The 17147-nt window shown below is 63.1% G+C and carries 12 protein-coding genes, 2 tRNA genes and 1 pseudogene; 4 read left to right on the top strand and 11 right to left on the bottom strand.

The window, feature by feature from the left end; genetic code table 11:
* Positions 1–79: 79 nt before the first annotated feature.
* From F4827_RS21955 to rnr, 3 genes are all read right to left on the bottom strand, one after another.
* Entirely contained in the window at positions 80–979 is a 900-nt protein-coding gene (locus F4827_RS21955) for an N-acetylmuramoyl-L-alanine amidase (protein WP_183727024.1), read from the bottom strand.
* Between the two features lie 27 nt (positions 980–1006).
* The gene (rlmB, locus tag F4827_RS21950; RefSeq protein WP_183727021.1) at positions 1007–1747 is read right to left on the bottom strand and encodes a 23S rRNA (guanosine(2251)-2'-O)-methyltransferase RlmB; all 741 of its coding nucleotides are present in this window, start codon (positions 1745–1747) and stop codon (positions 1007–1009) included.
* A 149-nt stretch (positions 1748–1896) separates the two neighbouring features.
* The gene (gene rnr, locus F4827_RS21945) at positions 1897–4377 is read right to left on the bottom strand and encodes a ribonuclease R (protein ID WP_260175369.1); all 2481 of its coding nucleotides are present in this window, start codon (positions 4375–4377) and stop codon (positions 1897–1899) included.
* 408 nt (positions 4378–4785) lie between these two features.
* On the opposite strand from rnr, the gene F4827_RS21940 reads away from it, so the two are divergent.
* The 3 genes from F4827_RS21940 (at position 4786) to F4827_RS21930 (ending at position 5274) form a co-directional block, all read left to right on the top strand.
* Positions 4786–4872, top strand: a tRNA-Leu gene (locus F4827_RS21940).
* Positions 4832–5098, top strand: coding sequence for a hypothetical protein (locus tag F4827_RS21935; RefSeq protein ID WP_183727017.1), 267 nt, complete (start codon positions 4832–4834; stop codon positions 5096–5098). Before F4827_RS21940 ends, F4827_RS21935 begins: the two co-directional genes overlap by 41 nt.
* An 89-nt stretch (positions 5099–5187) precedes the next feature.
* Positions 5188–5274: transfer RNA gene (locus tag F4827_RS21930), tRNA-Leu, on the top strand.
* 332 nt (positions 5275–5606) lie between these two features.
* Here the strand turns inward: F4827_RS21930 and oxlT are convergent.
* The 7 genes and pseudogenes from oxlT to F4827_RS21895 all read right to left on the bottom strand — a co-directional run bounded on the left by oxlT (position 5607) and on the right by F4827_RS21895 (position 14603).
* Positions 5607–6922 (bottom strand): annotated as a pseudogene (oxlT, locus tag F4827_RS21925) (oxalate/formate MFS antiporter).
* 76 nt (positions 6923–6998) lie between these two features.
* A complete protein-coding gene (locus F4827_RS21920; protein ID WP_183727015.1) occupies positions 6999–8393 on the bottom strand; it encodes an NAD(P)(+) transhydrogenase (Re/Si-specific) subunit beta in 1395 nt (464 codons plus the stop codon).
* Positions 8394–8402: 9 nt separating this feature from the next.
* Positions 8403–9980, bottom strand: a complete 1578-nt coding sequence (locus F4827_RS21915) for a Re/Si-specific NAD(P)(+) transhydrogenase subunit alpha (protein ID WP_183727013.1) — start codon at positions 9978–9980, stop codon at positions 8403–8405.
* 54 nt (positions 9981–10034) lie between these two features.
* Positions 10035–10469, bottom strand: a complete 435-nt coding sequence (locus F4827_RS21910) for a PAS domain-containing protein (RefSeq protein WP_183727011.1) — start codon at positions 10467–10469, stop codon at positions 10035–10037.
* Between the two features lie 111 nt (positions 10470–10580).
* Positions 10581–11831 carry a formyl-CoA transferase gene (frc, locus tag F4827_RS21905; protein ID WP_183727009.1) on the bottom strand — a complete coding sequence of 417 codons (1251 nt, stop codon included), beginning with the start codon at positions 11829–11831 and terminating at the stop codon, positions 10581–10583.
* 60 nt (positions 11832–11891) lie between these two features.
* Positions 11892–13637 carry an oxalyl-CoA decarboxylase gene (gene oxc / locus F4827_RS21900; protein ID WP_183727007.1) on the bottom strand — a complete coding sequence of 582 codons (1746 nt, stop codon included), beginning with the start codon at positions 13635–13637 and terminating at the stop codon, positions 11892–11894.
* Positions 13638–13883: 246 nt separating this feature from the next.
* Positions 13884–14603: a GntR family transcriptional regulator gene (locus F4827_RS21895; RefSeq protein ID WP_183727005.1), complete on the bottom strand. Its 720-nt coding sequence runs from the start codon at positions 14601–14603 to the stop codon at positions 13884–13886.
* Between the two features lie 237 nt (positions 14604–14840).
* Between F4827_RS21895 and F4827_RS21890 the strand changes: the two genes are divergently transcribed.
* Positions 14841–15227, top strand: a complete 387-nt coding sequence (locus tag F4827_RS21890) for a hypothetical protein (RefSeq protein WP_183727003.1) — start codon at positions 14841–14843, stop codon at positions 15225–15227.
* 102 nt (positions 15228–15329) lie between these two features.
* Here F4827_RS21890 and F4827_RS21885 read toward each other — a convergent pair whose 3' ends face one another.
* Entirely contained in the window at positions 15330–17033 is a 1704-nt protein-coding gene (locus F4827_RS21885) for a long-chain fatty acid--CoA ligase (RefSeq protein ID WP_183727001.1), read from the bottom strand.
* Between the last annotated feature and the right edge of the window lie 114 nt (positions 17034–17147).

Raw genomic sequence — 17147 nt, 5'->3', positions numbered from 1 at the left:
ATAGTTTACCGGAGTTGCGGGCGACGCCCGCCGGGAAACCTTGCGCCCGCCGCATTCACACAACAGGGCAAGCACGCCTTCAAGGCGCCGTTTCGGTGGCGTCAGGCGGCACCGGTGTGCTGCGATCGACATATTTGTCGAGCAGCGCCTGGGCGATGGCATCCGTTTGCGCGTCCGGCGTGCCGGCATAGTCGCGCGGGCGGAAATGCATCTGGAACGCCGCAAACACGCGGCGCGTGCGCTCGTCGAGCACGCCGTCGGTGGCGACGTCGTAGCCGTAGCGCGCGAGCTTCATCTGCAGGCCGCGCACGTCGGCGGGCGCATCGGGCGCGCGCCCCGCGAGATCGGCCTTGACGGTGGCGTCGTCGGGCCAGGCGCCCACGCCCGCGTCGTAGAGCTGCTTCCACGGGAAGGCCGCGCCCGGATCGATCTTGCGTTGCGGTGCGATGTCGCTATGTCCCACCACGCGCGTGGGCGCAATGCCGTAGCGCGTGACGATGTCCTTCGACAAGGCGATGATCGCCGCCACCTGATCGGGCGGCCAGGGTGCCCACGTGCGGCCTTGCGGCGTGTCGTGCGGCCCCGAGTTGACGTTTTCGATGCCGATCGACGCGGCATTCAGTTCGGTGGTGCCTTGCCACTCGCTCACCCCTGCGTGCCAGGCGCGCTGCGCTTCCGGGACCAGTTGCAACACGACGGGCTTGCCGTCGCGCAGCGGCGGGTGCTCCGGTACGAGGTAATGAGCGCTGACGTTTTCGCCCGTGAGCGCGTCGAGCGAGGCCGGCTCGTCGCCTTCCGTGTAATGCAGCACGAGGAAGCGGATGCGCGAATCGGCACTGCGCGCGTGATATTGCGAATCGGCGATATAGCCGCCGCGATCGGTCATCGTGGCGGGCGCGCAGGCCGCCAGCGCGAGCGCGGCGGCGGCCGAAGCCACAGCGGCCAGCGCCGCCCGTCCTGCACGAGGCAAGGTCTTCATGGGCTTCGGACGACCTCGACTGCGGTATCAGCGCGCGGCGCGCTGGCGTACCGCTTCGAACAGGCACACGCCCGACGCAACGGAAACGTTCAGGCTCTCGACCGTACCGGCCATCGGAATCTGCATGACTTCGTCGCAGGTTTCGCGCGTGAGACGGCGCATGCCCTCGCCTTCGGCGCCCATCACCAGCGCGACAGCACCGTCGAGTTTGGTCTGATACAGGCCCTTAGGCGCATCGCCTGCCGTGCCGACGACCCACACGCCCGCCTCTTTAAGCTCGCGCAGCGCGCGCGCCAGGTTGGTGACGGTGATGTACGGCACCGTATCGGCCGCGCCGCTCGCCACTTTCGCGGCGGTCGCGTTCAGGCCCACGGCGCGGTCGCGCGGGGCGATCACGGCGTGCGCGCCGGCGGCGTCGGCCACCCGCAGGCAGGCGCCAAGATTATGCGGATCGGTGACGCCGTCCAGCACCAGCAGCAAGGGCGGGCCCTGAATGCCGTCGAGCAGTTCGGCCAGATTCTGCGCCAGCGCCAGATCGTGCACGCGCGCCACCACGCCCTGATGGCGCTCGGTGTGCGCGAGGCCCCAGAGGCGCGTCTCGTCGGCGGCGATGGCACGCACGCCGGCTTCCTTCGCGGCGTGCAGGAATTCCTGCATGCGGCGGTCGCGCCGCGTCGGATCGTAATAGACATCCTCGACCGTGGACGCGTCGTGCCGCATACGTGCGGTCACCGCATGAAAACCGTAAAGAACCTTGAGACGTGACATGACTGGAACTACCCCTGATAAACGGTTCGCGGCGCATCGAAGGCGCCGCGAACGAGTGATATTGCGCCGGCGCGCCGGATGATTCCGCGCACCGGGTCACGACGGGCGAACGCTGGATGACCAGCGATCCGCGCGCCGTGGATAAGGCTTTAACGCTTCTTGCGCACCGGCGACTTCTTGGCCGTGGGCTTGGACGGCGCACGCTTCTTCGCCGTCTTGGCCGCACCGCGTGCCGTGCGGGCTTCCTTCACCGCGGCGCTTTGCGGCGGCGCGGCCTTCTTGCGCCGCACGTCGTCAGCGGCAAGCGGCATGGGGCGCACGCGCGCGCCGCTTTCCGCTGCGCCACGCTCCTGCTGGCCCTGCTGGACCTGCCCGCCGCGATTCGCAGCAGGCTTGACCGGCGTATCGCGCACCAGACGGAAGTCGATCTTGCGGGCGTCGAGATCGACGCGGCTCACCTGCACGCGCACGCGATCCGACAGGCGATAGCGAATGCCGGTGCGCTCGCCGCGCAGCTCGTTCTTGATGTCGTCGTACTGGAAGTAATCGGAACCGAGTTCCGTCACATGCACCAGACCTTCGATAAAGAGCGAATCGAGCTGCACGAAGATGCCGAACGAGGTCACGCCGCTGACCATGCCGCCGTATTCCTCGCCGAGCTTGTCGCGCATGAAATAGCACTTGAGCCAGGCTTCGACGTCGCGCGAGGCTTCGTCGGCGCGGCGCTCGTTGGCCGAACAATGCAGACCCAGCTCTTCCCAGATCGCCGTGTCGGCGCCGCGAGCGCGCTTGCCGCGCTTCTCTTCGTCCTCGGCCTGCATGGCGCGGGCACGCGGCGAGAGCGCCGTGTTGAGCTCGACGCCTTGCGGAGCGGCGGGCTGATACTTCTTGCCCTGCAGGATCGCGTATATCGCGCGGTGCGTGAGCAGGTCGGGATAGCGGCGGATCGGGCTCGTGAAGTGGGCATATGCCTCATACGCGAGACCGAAGTGGCCGATATTGTCCGGGCTGTAGACGGCCTGCTGCATCGAGCGCAACAGCATGGTCTGGAGCATCTGCGCATCCGGACGGTCGCGGATATGCGCCATCAGCGCGGCGTAATCACTTGCGTGCGGCGTGTCGCCACCGCCCAGCGAGAGCCCCATGCCGCGCAGGAAGGTGCGCAGGTTTTCGAGCTTTTCCGCGCTCGGGCCCGCGTGCACGCGGTACAGGCCCGGGTGCTTGTTGCGCTTCATGAAGTCCGCGGCGCAGACGTTGGCCGAGAGCATGCACTCTTCGATCAGCTTGTGCGCGTCGTTGCGCTGGCGCGGCACGATCTGCTCGATCTTGCCCTGCGCATTGCAGACGATGTACGTTTCGGTCGTATCGAAGTCAATCGCGCCGCGCTTCTGACGCGCCGCGAACAGCGCCTTGTAGACGCCGTAGAGGTTCTGCAACTGCGGCAGCAGCGCCGCACGACGCGTGGCCTCCGGACCCTTGGTGTTCTTCAGGACCGCGGCGACTTCGGTGTACGTCAGTCGCGCCGCCGAATGCATCACGCCCGGATAGAACTGATACGCCTTGATCTCGCCGCGCGCGGTGATGACCATGTCGCAGACCAGCACGCAGCGATCCACATGCGGATTGAGCGAACACAGACCGTTCGAGAGCTTCTCCGGCAGCATCGGGATCACGCGGCGCGGGAAATACACCGAGGTGCTGCGCTCGATCGCGTCGACGTCCAGGCCGCTGCCCGGCAATACATAGTGCGAAACGTCGGCGATCGCGACGAGCAGACGGTAGCCCTCGCCCTTGCCGACCTGCATCGGCTCGCAATAGACGGCGTCGTCGAAGTCACGCGCATCTTCGCCGTCGATGGTGACGAGCGGCACATCGCGCAGATCGACGCGGTAGCGGATATCGGTCGGGCGCACGGCGTCGGGCAGCTTCGCGGCGTCGGCGAGCGCCTCCTTGCTGAACTCGTGCGGCACGCCGTACTTGCGCACGGCGATCTCGATTTCCATGCCCGGGTCGTCGATATCGCCGAGCACTTCCACCACGCGGCCGAGCGGCTGCGAATGGCGGCTCGGGAAATCGGTGAGCTCGACCACCACGACCTGGCCAGGCTTGGCTTTCTTCGGATTCTGCGTGACGAGGATGTCGTGGCCGATGCGCTTGTCTTCCGGCGCGACGATCATCGCGCCGTTCTCATTGAGCAGACGCCCGATCACGCGGCGGTTCGCGCGGTCCGTGACCTCGACGATGTGCCCTTCCGGGCGACCGCGCCGGTCATAGCCGACGATGCGCGCAAGCACGCGGTCGTTGTGCATGACCTTCTGCATCTCGCCTTGCGGCAGGAACAGATCGTCCTGGCCGTCGTCGCGAATCAGGAAGCCATAGCCATCGCGATGGCCCTGAACGCGGCCCGCGACGAAGTTGGAAGGATGCGCGAGTTGATAGTGGCCGCGCGAGTCGAGCCGGATCTGCCCGTCGCGCTCCATCGCGGCGAGCCGCCTGAAGAACCCTTCGCGCTCCTGGCGCTTGATCGCGAGCGCCTCGGCGATATCGTTCGCGGTGCAGGGCGATTCGCTGGTCCGCAGCACGCCGAGGATCTCTTCGCGGCTGGGAATCGGGTACGGATATTTGCTCAAGGGCTTGTCGATGGTTGTTCTCGTTGCGTGGACGTCGGATATCGCGCGGTTCGTGGCTACAACAAAACGCGCCGCGCCCCGGTCTTCGTATGCTGCAACATGCGGCTGATGCAGTGGGTGCGCGCCACTATAAGGTGACGCGCTACCTATACTGCTGCGAGGCATTCTAACACCCGCGCCGCACCCGACAATCCAGTGCGCGGGCCGGTGAGCGCGCGTCGGCAACGTGGGGTCCGTGGTGTGAGTACGAGTTGGCATCGAGTCAGCCCCAGGTTCGCCCGGCAGACAGCAATCGAACATCATCGCAAAAGAATTTTGCAATCATGTGTTGACAAGCTCTACAGATGCGCTAGAATCTCGTTCTCTGCTGCACGACACAGCGCAGCAACAAGTAGTAAGCGACACCTTGCCCAGGTGGCGGAATTGGTAGACGCACCAGGTTCAGGTCCTGGCGGTGGCAACACTGTGGAGGTTCGAGTCCTCTCTTGGGCACCAAGATTTAAAAATAAGCCGGCTTTATGCCGGCTTATTTCATTTCTGCGCTTCGTTCAGCGTGCTGTTTCGCTCGCAACGAGGTGAAGACGGCAAAGGCCTGGCAAAGCATCGATGCTTTGCCAGGCCTTTGTTTTTGTCGCCGCATTTTTGGGCGCGCATTGAGTCCTTCTCTCTCACGATCGAACGCGGCGAAACCCAGTTCTTGCGCGATGTGAAGATTTTTTGAAAAAGGCTATTGACAGGCCCTGCAGATGCGCTAGAATTTCGTTCTCTGCTGCACGACACAGCGCAGCAACAAGTAGTAAGCGACACCTTGCCCAGGTGGCGGAATTGGTAGACGCACCAGGTTCAGGTCCTGGCGGTGGCAACACTGTGGAGGTTCGAGTCCTCTCTTGGGCACCAAGATTCAAAAATAAGCCGGCCTTGTGCCGGCTTATTTTATTTCTGCTTCAAATCCCCTTCTTTCACACGGCTCCGACTTCTCCGCGCACCGCGAAGCGTTATATCCTCAAGGATACAGTGCTACGAAACAAGCGCAGACCGGATGGAAATCGTAGTCATCGCCGCGATCGTTGCTGTGGGCTTCGGTGATGCGGCGACCTGGTTGATCGCAACGCGCCTGCCCGTCGAAGGGATGGAGCGCGGCCAGAACGAAAGCGGCTTTGCGTCGCCCATCGACACTGCCGTCCCTCGCGAATCCGATTTACGTCGTCCGCAAGCCGGCATGGACGCCCCTATTCCCCCGATCGCAAAGGCGCGGCAGCAAAAGCCGGTTCAGGATGCGCCTCAGCCGGAGCCGACTGAGAAATCCACTTCCGCCGCATCGGCTGCAAAACGACTTTCGCACAGACGCCCGCCATCATGGCGATGCAGGCCGCGAATTCGAACACGCTATTCCAGCCGCCATGCAGCGCGAGCAGCGTCGCGACGGGTACGAGCAGCGCAGCGGTTCCCTTCGCGGTGTAGAGCGTACCCGCATTGCCGGCTGCGTAACGCGCGCCGAACGTATCGGCGCAAGTGGCCGGAAAGTTCGAAAAGATATCGCCGTAGAACAGGAAGACGAGTCCGGAAAACAATATGAACAGATACGGGTCGTGCCCGAAGTACCGCAGGCCGAGCAAGGCGAGCCCTTCGCCGAGAAACGTGATGAACATCGTGTTCTCACGCCCGATGCGATCCGAGATCAGCCCACACAGCGGGCGCGTAAAGCCATTACAGAGATTGTTGATCGACAGCGTCATCGTCAGCAGCGGCAGCGAAACGCTCATGAACGCTACCGGCATGGCGGCAAAACCATAGGACTTCGCGATTGGCCCGATCTGCGCCGTGGCGATGATGCCGCCCGTCGCCACGCAAACAAACATCGCATACATCACCCAGAACAACGGCGCGCGCACCATCTGTTGCGTGGTGTAATCCGTCTTCGTCGCGACGACGCGTTTCACCCGCGTCGCCTGCGCAGGCGGCTTCGGACGCACCATCACGAGCGCCAGCGCCAGAATGCAGGCGCCTTGCAGGAGTCCGAAGAAAACGAACGCGGTTTCGTAGCCCGAATGCTGGATCATGCGCGAGATCGGGATCACGGTGAGCGCCGCGCCCGCGCCGAAGCCCGCTGCCGTCATCCCCGCCGCCAGGCCGCGCCGGTCGGGGAACCACTTGAGCGCGGTGCCCACGCACGTGCCATATACGCACCTGCACCAATGCCTGAAATCACAGCGGCCACGTAGAGCACCGGCAGCACAGGCGCCCACGCGTCGAGTAGCCAGCCAAGCGCCACACAGCACGCGCCGCCCATCACCACGGGACGTGGGCCAAAGCGGTCCACCAGCCAGCCCTCGACCGGTACGAGCCAGGTCTCGGTAACGATGAACAGCGAAAACGCCAGCTGGATCGCGGCTTGCCCCCAATGGTGACGCGCATCCATCGGCACCACGAAAAGCGTCCAGGCGTACTGCAGATTGGCGACCAGCCCCATGCAGGCGATGCCCGCTGCGAGCTGCACCCAGCGGTTATGGCGTCGCGCCGTACAGACGACGTCGATGCGATCGATGTGTGACACGTTTGTCTCTCTCCATTCGTCGACGCTCAAGGCGTCTTTAATCGGCATGAAGCAACGTGTAACGCCATCAAGCCGTTTCGAGCTGCCTGAGCAGTGCATCGACGCTGCCCTTCGCGTCGCCGAACAACATTCGTGTGTTGTCCTTATAGAAAAGCGGATTGTCCACACCCGCATAACCCGTTGCCATGCTGCGCTTGGAAACCACCACTGTACGCGCCTTCCACACTTCGAGCACCGGCATGCCTGCAATGGGACTCGCGGCATCCTCCTGCGCACCTGGGTTCACGATATCGTTCGCGCCGATCACGAGCACGACATCGGTATTCCTGAAGTCCTCGTTGATCTCGTCCATTTCGAGCACGATGTCATAGGGGACTTTGGCTTCGGCAAGCAGCACGTTCATGTGCCCCGGCAAACGCCCCGCCACCGGATGAATGCCGAAGCGCACCCGTACGCCCTGCGCGCGCAAACGCCGCGTGATTTCGCTGATGGTGCCCTGGGCCTGCGCAACCGCCATGCCATACCCGGGAACGATCACGACTTCGGCGGCGTCGCGCAGCAGAGTGCCGACTTCGTCCACCGTCGTCGCCACCACTTCGCCTTCGGGCACGGCGCCCGCTGCGGCGGTGACCGCGCCAAAGCCGCCGAGGATCACCGAAATGAAGCTGCGGTTCATCGCCCGGCACATGATGTAGCTGAGAATCGTGCCGCTCGAACCGACCAGCGCGCCCGTGGTCACCAGCAGATCGTTGTCGAGCATGAAGCCAGTAGCGGCCGCCGCCCAACCGGAATAGCTGTTGAGCATCGAAACAACCACCGGCATGTCCGCGCCGCCGATCGCCAACACCAGATGCACGCCCAGCACCGCCGCAATCGCGCACATGACGCAGAGCGCCGTAAGCGCCTGCAGTCCGTGCGTGGTGCCGACGAACAAGTAGCCCAGCACGGCACACAATGCGAGCGCCGCCGCATTCATCCCGTGTCGCGCCGGCAGCACGAACGGCTTGCCGCTGAGCGTGCCTTGCAACTTGAGAAAAGCAACGATCGAACCCGTGAACGTAATCGTGCCGATAAAAGCGCCGACAAAGATCTCGGTATCATGAATCGCACGCTCGACGCCAATCGCTGCCGACGCAGGCGACAGCGCATTGGCGAAAGCAATCAACGTCGCGGCGAGGCCCACGAAACTATGCAGCACCGCAACGAGTTGCGGCATCTGCGTCATCTCCACGCGTTTGGCCAGCAGCGCACCAATGCCGCCGCCCACCAGCGCCGCGCCGATAGCGACGCCCAGACCCGCACCGCGCGTGACCAGCAGCGTGGCCAGCACCGCGATGGTCATCCCACACACGCCGTAGACGTTGCCTCGCCGTGCGCTTGCCGGATGACTCAGCCCACGCAGACTGAGGATAAACAGCGTCGCTGCAACCAGCCACGCCATATTGCCGATTCCGTTCAGCATGACGTCTCCTCAGGTCCGTTGGAACATCTTCAGCATGCGCTGGGTGACGAGAAAGCCCCCGGCGATATTGATGGTCGCCACCACGAGAGCGACGCCAGCGAGGACGCTCACGAGTGCATTGCCCCCCGCGGGATGCAGTAACGCTCCGATTACGATGATGCCGCTGATCGCGTTGGTCACGCTCATGAGCGGCGTATGCAGCGCGGGCGTGACGTTCCATACCACCTGATAGCCAACGAACACCGCCAGCACGAACACCGTGAAACGTGCGACGAAAGCAGGCGGCGCGACTGCGCCGAGCGCCAGCAACGACGCCGCAATCAGCGCGAGCGCGATGAGAGCGCCAACGCCGCGGCGGCGCGCGTCTGTCGCCGCATGCTGTCCCCCATCGCTCGCAGGCGCATGCGGCACGGCAGGTTTAGCCGTCACGGGTTTCGCAGCAGCAGGGGCCGTCGCCTGCACGGGCGGGGCTGGCCAGCTCAACTCGCCATTCAGCATGACAGTGGTGCCGCGCTGCACGACATCGTCCATATCGATTTTTAGTTCGCCATCCTTATTGATCGTGAGATCCGTCAAGAGATGCCGCAGATTGGTCCCATACAGCTGGCTCGACTGGTTCGCCATCCGGCTCGGTAGATCGGTAAAGCCGACAATTGTGACGCCATGCGCGCGCACCACCTCGCCCGCGCGCGTCAGCTCGCAATTGCCGCCCTGCTCCGCCGCCAGATCGACGATCACGCTGCCGGCGCGCAGGCACGCCACGGTCTGCGCATCGATCAGGCGCGGCGCGGGCTTGCCGGGTATCAGAGCGGTCGTGACGATGATGTCGACTTCAGCCGCCTGGGCCTTGAATAGCGCCATCTCCGCTTCGATGAACTTCGCGCTCATCTGCTTCGCGTACCCTCCTGCACCGCCGCCGTCTTCTTCGACCTCGACGGTGAGAAACTCCGCGCCCATGCTCTCGATCTGCTGGCCGACCTCGGGCCGCGTATCGAAGGCGCGCACGATCGCACCGAGCCCGCGCGCCGCGCCAATGGCCGCCAGCCCCGCGACACCCGCGCCAATCACGAGCACCTTCGCGGGCGGCATCTTGCCCGCCGCCGTGATCTGCCCCGTGAAAACGCGGCCGAAATATTGCGCCGCCTCCACCACTGCGCGATAGCCCGCCATGTTCGCCATGGAACTCAGCGCATCGAGCTTCTGCGCGCGCGAGATACGCGGCACGCAATCCATCGCAAGCACCGTCGCGCCTCGCAAGGCCAGCGCGTCGAGCAATGCACCCTGCTGCGCCGGCCAGATGAAGCCGATCAACGTCGCGCCTTGTTTCAGGCGCTGCGCTTCGTCGATCGAGGGCGGACGCACCTTGAGCACGATATCCGCGCTGTTCCAGAGTTCGAGCGCGTCTTCGACGATGCAAGCGCCCGCCGCGCGATATGCGTCGTCGCCATAGGAAGCGCGCTCGCCCGCCCCGGCCTCCACTTCCACCACGTAGCCAAGCTTGAGCAACTGCGCGACGCTTTCCGGCGTGGCGGCCACGCGCCGCTCGTGCTGGAATGTTTCGCGCGGTATCGCAATGGTCATCGCCATGCCGACTGTCTCCTGATCGTTATGTTCTATGTGTTCTGCGATGGCGTGGCTCAATCAGGACTGTTGAGCATGCGCTTCGAGTTCGGTGACGCGCTTGCGTAGATGACGCTCTTCCTGGAAGCGCGCAGTCTCGTCGCGAATCACCGCAACGATGCCGTTCAACGCGCCTTGCGGGTCATGCAGCAGCGCAACGGTAAATGCAATCGAAAGCGCACGCCCGCTCTTGTCAACGGCAGGCACACGCAATACATCGTTGCCATAGCGCGTTTGTCCCGTCGCCATGGTCTTCTGATAGCCCTCCCAGTGCCGCCCGCGCAGCCGCTCCGGAATGATCAGATCGAGCGTCTTGCCCAGCGCCTCGTCGCGCGTGTAGCCGAACATGCGGGTCGCGGCGGGATTCCAGTAGGTGATGTCGCCAGCAGCGTCGGAAATGACGATGGCGTCGCCGATGACGTCGGCAAGCTGGGCAAAGTCGATAGCGGATGACATGGCGTTGACCGCGTGGGGAACAGGTTCTGGCCGCGGCGCGACGATGCACGAGCCCACAGGCCGGCAGATCGTCCGCCGCTCCTTCTCAACAACGCATTTACCTGAAAAGCCTCAAACCGCGCGCACCTCATGCAAGGCGGCGATCTGCTGCGCCGTGTATCCCAGATCGGCCAGCACTTCGTCCGTATGTTCGCCCAGCAGCGGAGAGCCCTTGATTTCCGGGCGCAGATCCGAGAACTTGATCGGGCTGCCCACGGTCAGATACGAACCGCGCTCCTTATGGGGTACTTCGACAATCGTGCCGCTAGCCCGCAACGAAGGATCGCTCGCAATCTCTTTCATGCTCAGCACAGGCGCGCACGGAATATCGAATTTGCGCAGAATATCCACGGCCTCGTATTTGGTCTTGTCGGCCAGCCAGGCTTCGATGGTCGCGAAGATATCAAAGATGTGCGGCTGACGCGCCTGCGCCGTCTGGTATTCGGGATCGTCGATCCACTCCGGCTTGCCGAGTGCGTGGCAGATCGGCTCCCAGGCATGCCCCTGCACGGTGAAGTAAATATACGCGTTCGGATCGGTTTCCCAGCCCTTGCATTTGAGCACCCAGCCCGGTTGCCCGCCGCCGCCCGCATTGCCGCCGCGCGGCACCACATCGCTGAAACTGCCGTGCGGATACTGTGGGTACTCCTCAAGATAGCCGATGCGGTCCAGACGCTGCTGGTCGCGCAGTTTCACGCGGCACAGATTGATCACGCTGTCCTGCATCGATACGGCCACCTTTTGACCCTTGCCGGTTTTATCGCGGCCGATCAGCGCCGTCAAAATGCCGATCGCCAGATGCATACCGGTATTGCTGTCGCCCAGCGCGGCCGCACTCACCGTGGGCGGACCGTCCCAGAAGCCCGTGGTCGATGCCGCGCCGCCCGCGCATTGGGCGACGTTCTCGTACACCTTGAGATCGTCGTAGTGGTGACCTTCGCTGAAGCCCTTCACGGAGGCCACAATCATCTTCGGATTGAGTTCGTTGATGCGCTCCCAGGCAAAACCCATGCGATCGAGTGCGCCGGGACCAAAATTTTCGACCATCACGTCCGACTCGCGAATCAGCTTTTCGAGCACTTCCTTGCCTTCGGGCTTCTTGGTGTCGAGTGTGAGCGAGCGCTTGTTGCTGTTTAGCATCGTAAAATACAGCGCGTCGACTTCGGGGATATCGCGCAGCTGCGAGCGCGTTACGTCGCCAGCGCCGGGCCGCTCGACCTTGATGACGTCCGCGCCGAACCATGCAAGCAATTGCGTGCACGCCGGGCCTGCCTGGACATGCGTGAAGTCGATGATCTTGATGCCGTCGAGGGGATTGCTCATGACCTTATCTCCTGGAATATCTGATGTGTCGGGTATGCCGGATCGAATGCAGGTGGACGTTTATTTCTTCATGGCCGCGCTTTGCGGATTCAGATTCGTGAGACGCCCGCTTTCCGTGCCAGCGGTCTCGTCGATCACCGCATTGATGAGCGTGGGCTTGCCGCAAGCGATGGCTTCGAGCAACGCCTGCGTCAATTCTTCGGGTGTGGTTGCGTGATGACCCACGCCGCCGAAGGCCTCGATCATCCTGTCGTAGCGCGCGCCCTTCACGAACACGGTGGGCGCGACATCGGCGCCGCCGCCCGGATTCACGTCCGTGCCGCGATAAACGCCGTTGTTGTTGAAGACGATCGTGCAGACCGGCAAGTTGTAGCGGCAGATGGTTTCCAGCTCCATACCGCTGAAGCCAAACGCGCTATCGCCTTCGATCGCCACCACCTGCGTGCCGCTCGTCACCGCCGCGCCGATCGCGAAGCCCATGCCGATGCCCATGATTCCCCACGTCCCGGAATCGAAGCGCTTGCGCGGCTGGGCCATGTCGATGATGCTGCGGGCGTAATCGAGCGTATTCGCGCCTTCGTTCACCACGTTGATGTCCGGACGCGTCTTGAGCACATCGCGAATCGCACGCAGTGCACTGTGGAAGTTCATGGGCGACGGATTCCGGTCGAGCGTCGCCGCCATCTTCGCGAGGTTCGCGTTCTTGCGCTGCGCGATCGCATCGAGCCATGCGGCAGACGGCTGCGGGAAGCCGCTACCGATGGCCGCGACCAGCGCTTCCACACAGGAGCCGATATCGCCGATCAGCGGAGCTTCGATCGCCACATTGCTGTCGATTTCCGTGGGTGCGATATCGATCTGCACGAAGCGTTTGGGCGTGGGCGCGCCCCAGGTCTTGCCCTTCCCATGCGCGAGCAGCCAGTTCAGACGCGCGCCGATCAATACGACCGCGTCCGCCTCCGCCAGCACGTACGAACGCGCCGCCGAAGCCGATTGCGCGTGCGTATCCGGCAACAGGCCTTTGGCCATCGACATCGGCAGGTACGGAATGCCGCTCTTTTCGACCAGTTCGCGAATCTGCGCGTCGGCCTGTGCATAGGCTGCGCCCTTGCCGAGCAGAATCAACGGCCGCTTCGCATTCCTTATCACATCGAGCGCGCGTTGAACCGCCTCGGGCGCCGGTATCTGTCGCGGGGCGGCATCCACCACCTTGACGAGCGAATCGCGCCCCTTTGCGGCGTCGATGGTCTGCGCGAGCAGTTTGGCCGGCAGGTCGAGATACACACCACCGGGCCGGCCCGAAAGCGCGGCGCGAATCGCGCGCGCCACGCCGATGCCAATATCCTCCGCATGCAACACGCGATACGCGGCCTTTGCATAGGGCCTGGCGGCGTTCAGTTGATCCATTTCCTCGTAGTCGCCCTGCTGCAGATCGACGATTTCACGCTCGCTCGAACCGCTGATGAGGATCATCGGGAAGCAGTTGGTAGTGGCATTCGCAAGCGCGGTGAGACCGTTGAGGAAACCCGGTGCGGAAACCGTCAGGCAGATGCCGGGCTTCTTCGTCATATAACCGGCCACGGCAGCCGCGTTGCCCGCATTCTGCTCATGGCGAAAGCCGATGAAGCGCATACCCTCTGCCTGTGCGAGGCGTGCGAGGTCGGTAATCGGAATACCAACCAGGCCGAAAATCGTGTCGATATCGTTGAGCTTGAGCGCGTCGATGACGAGATGAAAGCCGTCCGTCGTCGCCTGTCCGTCCTGCGCCGAATCGTTGCGCGCGTCGTTGATGCCTGCTTCTGCCATGACGTCTCCTCTTTGGCGGGGCGTTATACGGGTCGCCGCGTGGCTTGCCTGCGATCCGTGATATACAATATTCCACACACTGTATTAGTCAAGACGTTTTTCCGTCCCGATCCTGTGTATTGCCATTGGCCGATTACTTGATACGGAATCCGAACAACATCGCCTGCAATCACTCGGCGCTTGATACGAAAAACGTCTCTGCGCATCGTGTTCATGCTGCGCGACACTGATAGCCGCTCGAAGCGATCAATCGAGAAAATCGCAATGCGTCTCCACGAATAGCGCAAGGTCGATCGAATGCTGCCGCACGAGTCGTTCGACGCGTTCCGTGTCACGCGCTTCGAGCGCCTCGATAATGCACATGTGATCCACGATCGATCGCTCCGCGCGATCGCTTTGCGCAATGGTCATCCGGCGAATCGCGCGCACATGCATGAAAATGTTCTTGATGGTGTCGACGATGATCGGCGACTGCGACAATTCCACCAGCGCCTGATGGAAGGTGATGTTTGCTTCGGAATACTCTTCAATGTGCTCGGCGGGCGCGTGCTCGCCAAAGTCCGCGAACATGCGGCGTAACCGTGCAATATCTTCATCGGAAGCGCGCTGGGTCGCGAGACGCGCCGCGATGCTCTCCAGCGCCGCCCACATATAGATCATCTCGACGATCTCCTTGCGCGTCTTGCGCAGAATGTAGACGCCGCGCCTGGGCACCGTTCGCAGAAACCCCTCCTGCTCCAGCAAGGTCATCGCCTCGCGTACCGGCGTACGGCTCACACCCAGCTTTTCCGTCAACTCCTTCTCGTCGAGGCGAATCTCGTCTCGCGAGCGATAGATATCGGTTTCGGCTATCGCCTGCTTCAACTTCGCATAGGCCTGGTCGCGCAGCGAAACCGTAGCGTGGATAGGTTCGAGCGTCAGGAACACGGGCGACGTTCCAGCTTCGTCCTGGGTTTCGGCGGACATCGGTGACGGATCTCCAACGTGCGGTTTAGCCGGCGCGGCTGGCGAATGCGATATGTGGAATACGATATATCAGCAACCATTCCGGCACAAAGCGGGGTTTACACGCAGGCCGCGTACGCCGTCGATGTCACATAGATATTCATTTATGAATATCGAAAAAAACTTTAACTATCGTTTATTCATGCGGACTTCTACGCTGGGTTCACGCCACTCTTCATCAGCACCAGGAGAAACGTCATGAGCCAGCCGAGCGCCATCCCCCACTCCAACGAACACGAGCCGCATACACACGCGCAGTTGTGCGCATTCAACTCGGCTTTCGCCGAACTTGGCCTGCGGTTTCGTTGGGACAAGGCGACGCTGCACGCTTTGGCGTCGATCGAAGGCGAAGCGGCGCGGCTGGCCGCCTACATCGAGACGCACCACGCGCATTTGCTGAAGGCCTATAGCATCGACTTTCTGTGCGAGGCGATACTCGGGCGCAAGAACGCGCAGGCTCCGGGCGTCTGGGCGCCCGCGCCAGCCACGCAGCACACGGCGGCCAGGCAGATGGCGCAGCAACAGGAACCACGCGGCGGATGGGACTGGAGCGAGCCGGGCCTGCCGGCGCTTGCCGGCGCCTGACGCGCGCAGGGGGATTCAAACCTGATGCAGACGACAAGCGTCTTACAAGCGTCTTGAACGGCGGCGCTCGCGCGAACGAGGCCGCCGTTATCACCGCACGACTCAGCGCGCCGCGGCTTCGTCCTCCTGAAGCTTGCGCCACAGGATCTTGCCGCTACCCGACTTGGGCAGCGTATCTATGAACTGCACGATACGCGGCGCCTTGTATGCCGCCATATTTTCGTGCGCCCACTTGATGATGTCGTCTTCGTTCACGGTGCCGATTTGTTGCGGATCGAGCACGACCACAGCCTTGACGGTCTCGCCGCGCTTCACGTCCTGCGCGCCGATCACGCAGACTTCCTTGATCGACGGGTGGCGATACATGAGCGCCTCGACCTCGGCGGGCCAGACCTTGTAGCCCGACGCGTTGATCATGCGTTTGAGGCGGTCGGTCATGAAGTAATAGCCGTCGGCATCGCGCCGCACCAGGTCGCCGGTACGCAGGAAACGCTTGCCGTCACGCTCGATGAAGGCTTCGTTCGTGGCCTTGGCATTGCCCCAATAACCCTGCATCACCTGCGGCGCGCTCATGATGAGTTCGCCCGCCTCGCCTTCGGCCACTTCTTCCAGCGTAATCGGATCGACGATGCGCGCATCGACGTCGAATACCGGAATGCCCAGGCACTGCGGCTTCGGATTTTGCGGCGGATTGATATGCGTGGCGGCCATGGTCTCCGACATCCCATAGCCCTCCACGAATTCGAGGCCCGTGAGCTCGCGCAGCTTCCTGACGACGGCGTCGGGCATCGTCGCACCGCCGCCGCGCATCCACGCAAGGCTCGACAGATCATATTCGCCGATGCGCGGATTCGAAATGAAATCGACCACCATCGTCGAGATCGCCTGCCAGCCGTTGATGCGGTAGTGCTCGATCGCGCGCGCCGCGACGTCGCGGTCCCAGCGCGGCAGGATCACCACCGTCGAGCCGTTATAGAGCGGGCTGTTCATGCCGCCCTGCATGCCCGTCACATGGAACAGCGGCAACACCGACAACTGTACGGCGTCCTGATTACTGCCAAACCAGTTGCAGCCGCCTACCGCCGTGCACATCACGCTGCGATGCGTATGCATGCAGCCCTTGGGCTTGCCGGTCGTCCCCGAGGTATAAGGCATGACGCACAGATCGTCCGGCCCGGCAGTGAGCGGGCCCGGCGCGATATTCGCCGCCAGCACGTCGGCCCAATGGGCAACGCCCGGACCTTCCACATGGCGCGGCGCGCTCACGAATTCCGGCGGCGTGGCAAATGGCTCGCGTGTCAGATAGTCGCTGTAGGTGGCCACCAGCAGATGACGCAAGCCCTCTGCCGCGCCCTCTCCCACCAGCGGTGCGATGCGCGGATAAAGCTCCTGCGTGACGAACGCCGTGGTCGCGCCGCTGTCTTGCACGTAATGTTCGAGTTCGTCCGCCAGATTCATCGGATTGACGGGCACAACCACAGCGTTGGCGCGCAGGATGCCGTAATAGGCGATTACCCATTGCGGACTGTTCTGCATATAGAGCAGCACGCGGTCGCCCGCTTTCACGCCGCATTCGGTTTGCAGATAGCCGGCGACGCGCTCGGCTTCGTCCTTGAACTGCGCGAACGTGACCGGCGTGTCGTAGAAGATGATGAAGGGTTTGTCGGGATAACGCGCGGCGGAGACTTCGGCGTTGTAGAACAGGTTCGTGGCGGGAATGCTCAGGTTCGGCGAGAGTTGCGCGGGCCAGAAAGGTGAGCGCTTGTGCAGACTCTTGCTCGATACAGCGACGGCAGACGTGGACATGGCAGGTTCCGTCTCGGGGATTGCGCGCCGCCACGAGCGGCGCGCGTGTGGTGCGATCGGCTTCGCGGCGCCGGGTTGCGCCGCGAGCCATCCATGATGTTTCGGTGTGCGATT

It is taken from the genome of Paraburkholderia bannensis (assembly GCF_014200455.1).
GTDB lineage: Bacteria > Pseudomonadota > Gammaproteobacteria > Burkholderiales > Burkholderiaceae > Paraburkholderia > Paraburkholderia bannensis_A.
The sequence above is the reverse complement of the archived record's forward strand: the minus strand, read 5'-3'. Positions and strand labels throughout refer to the sequence as shown.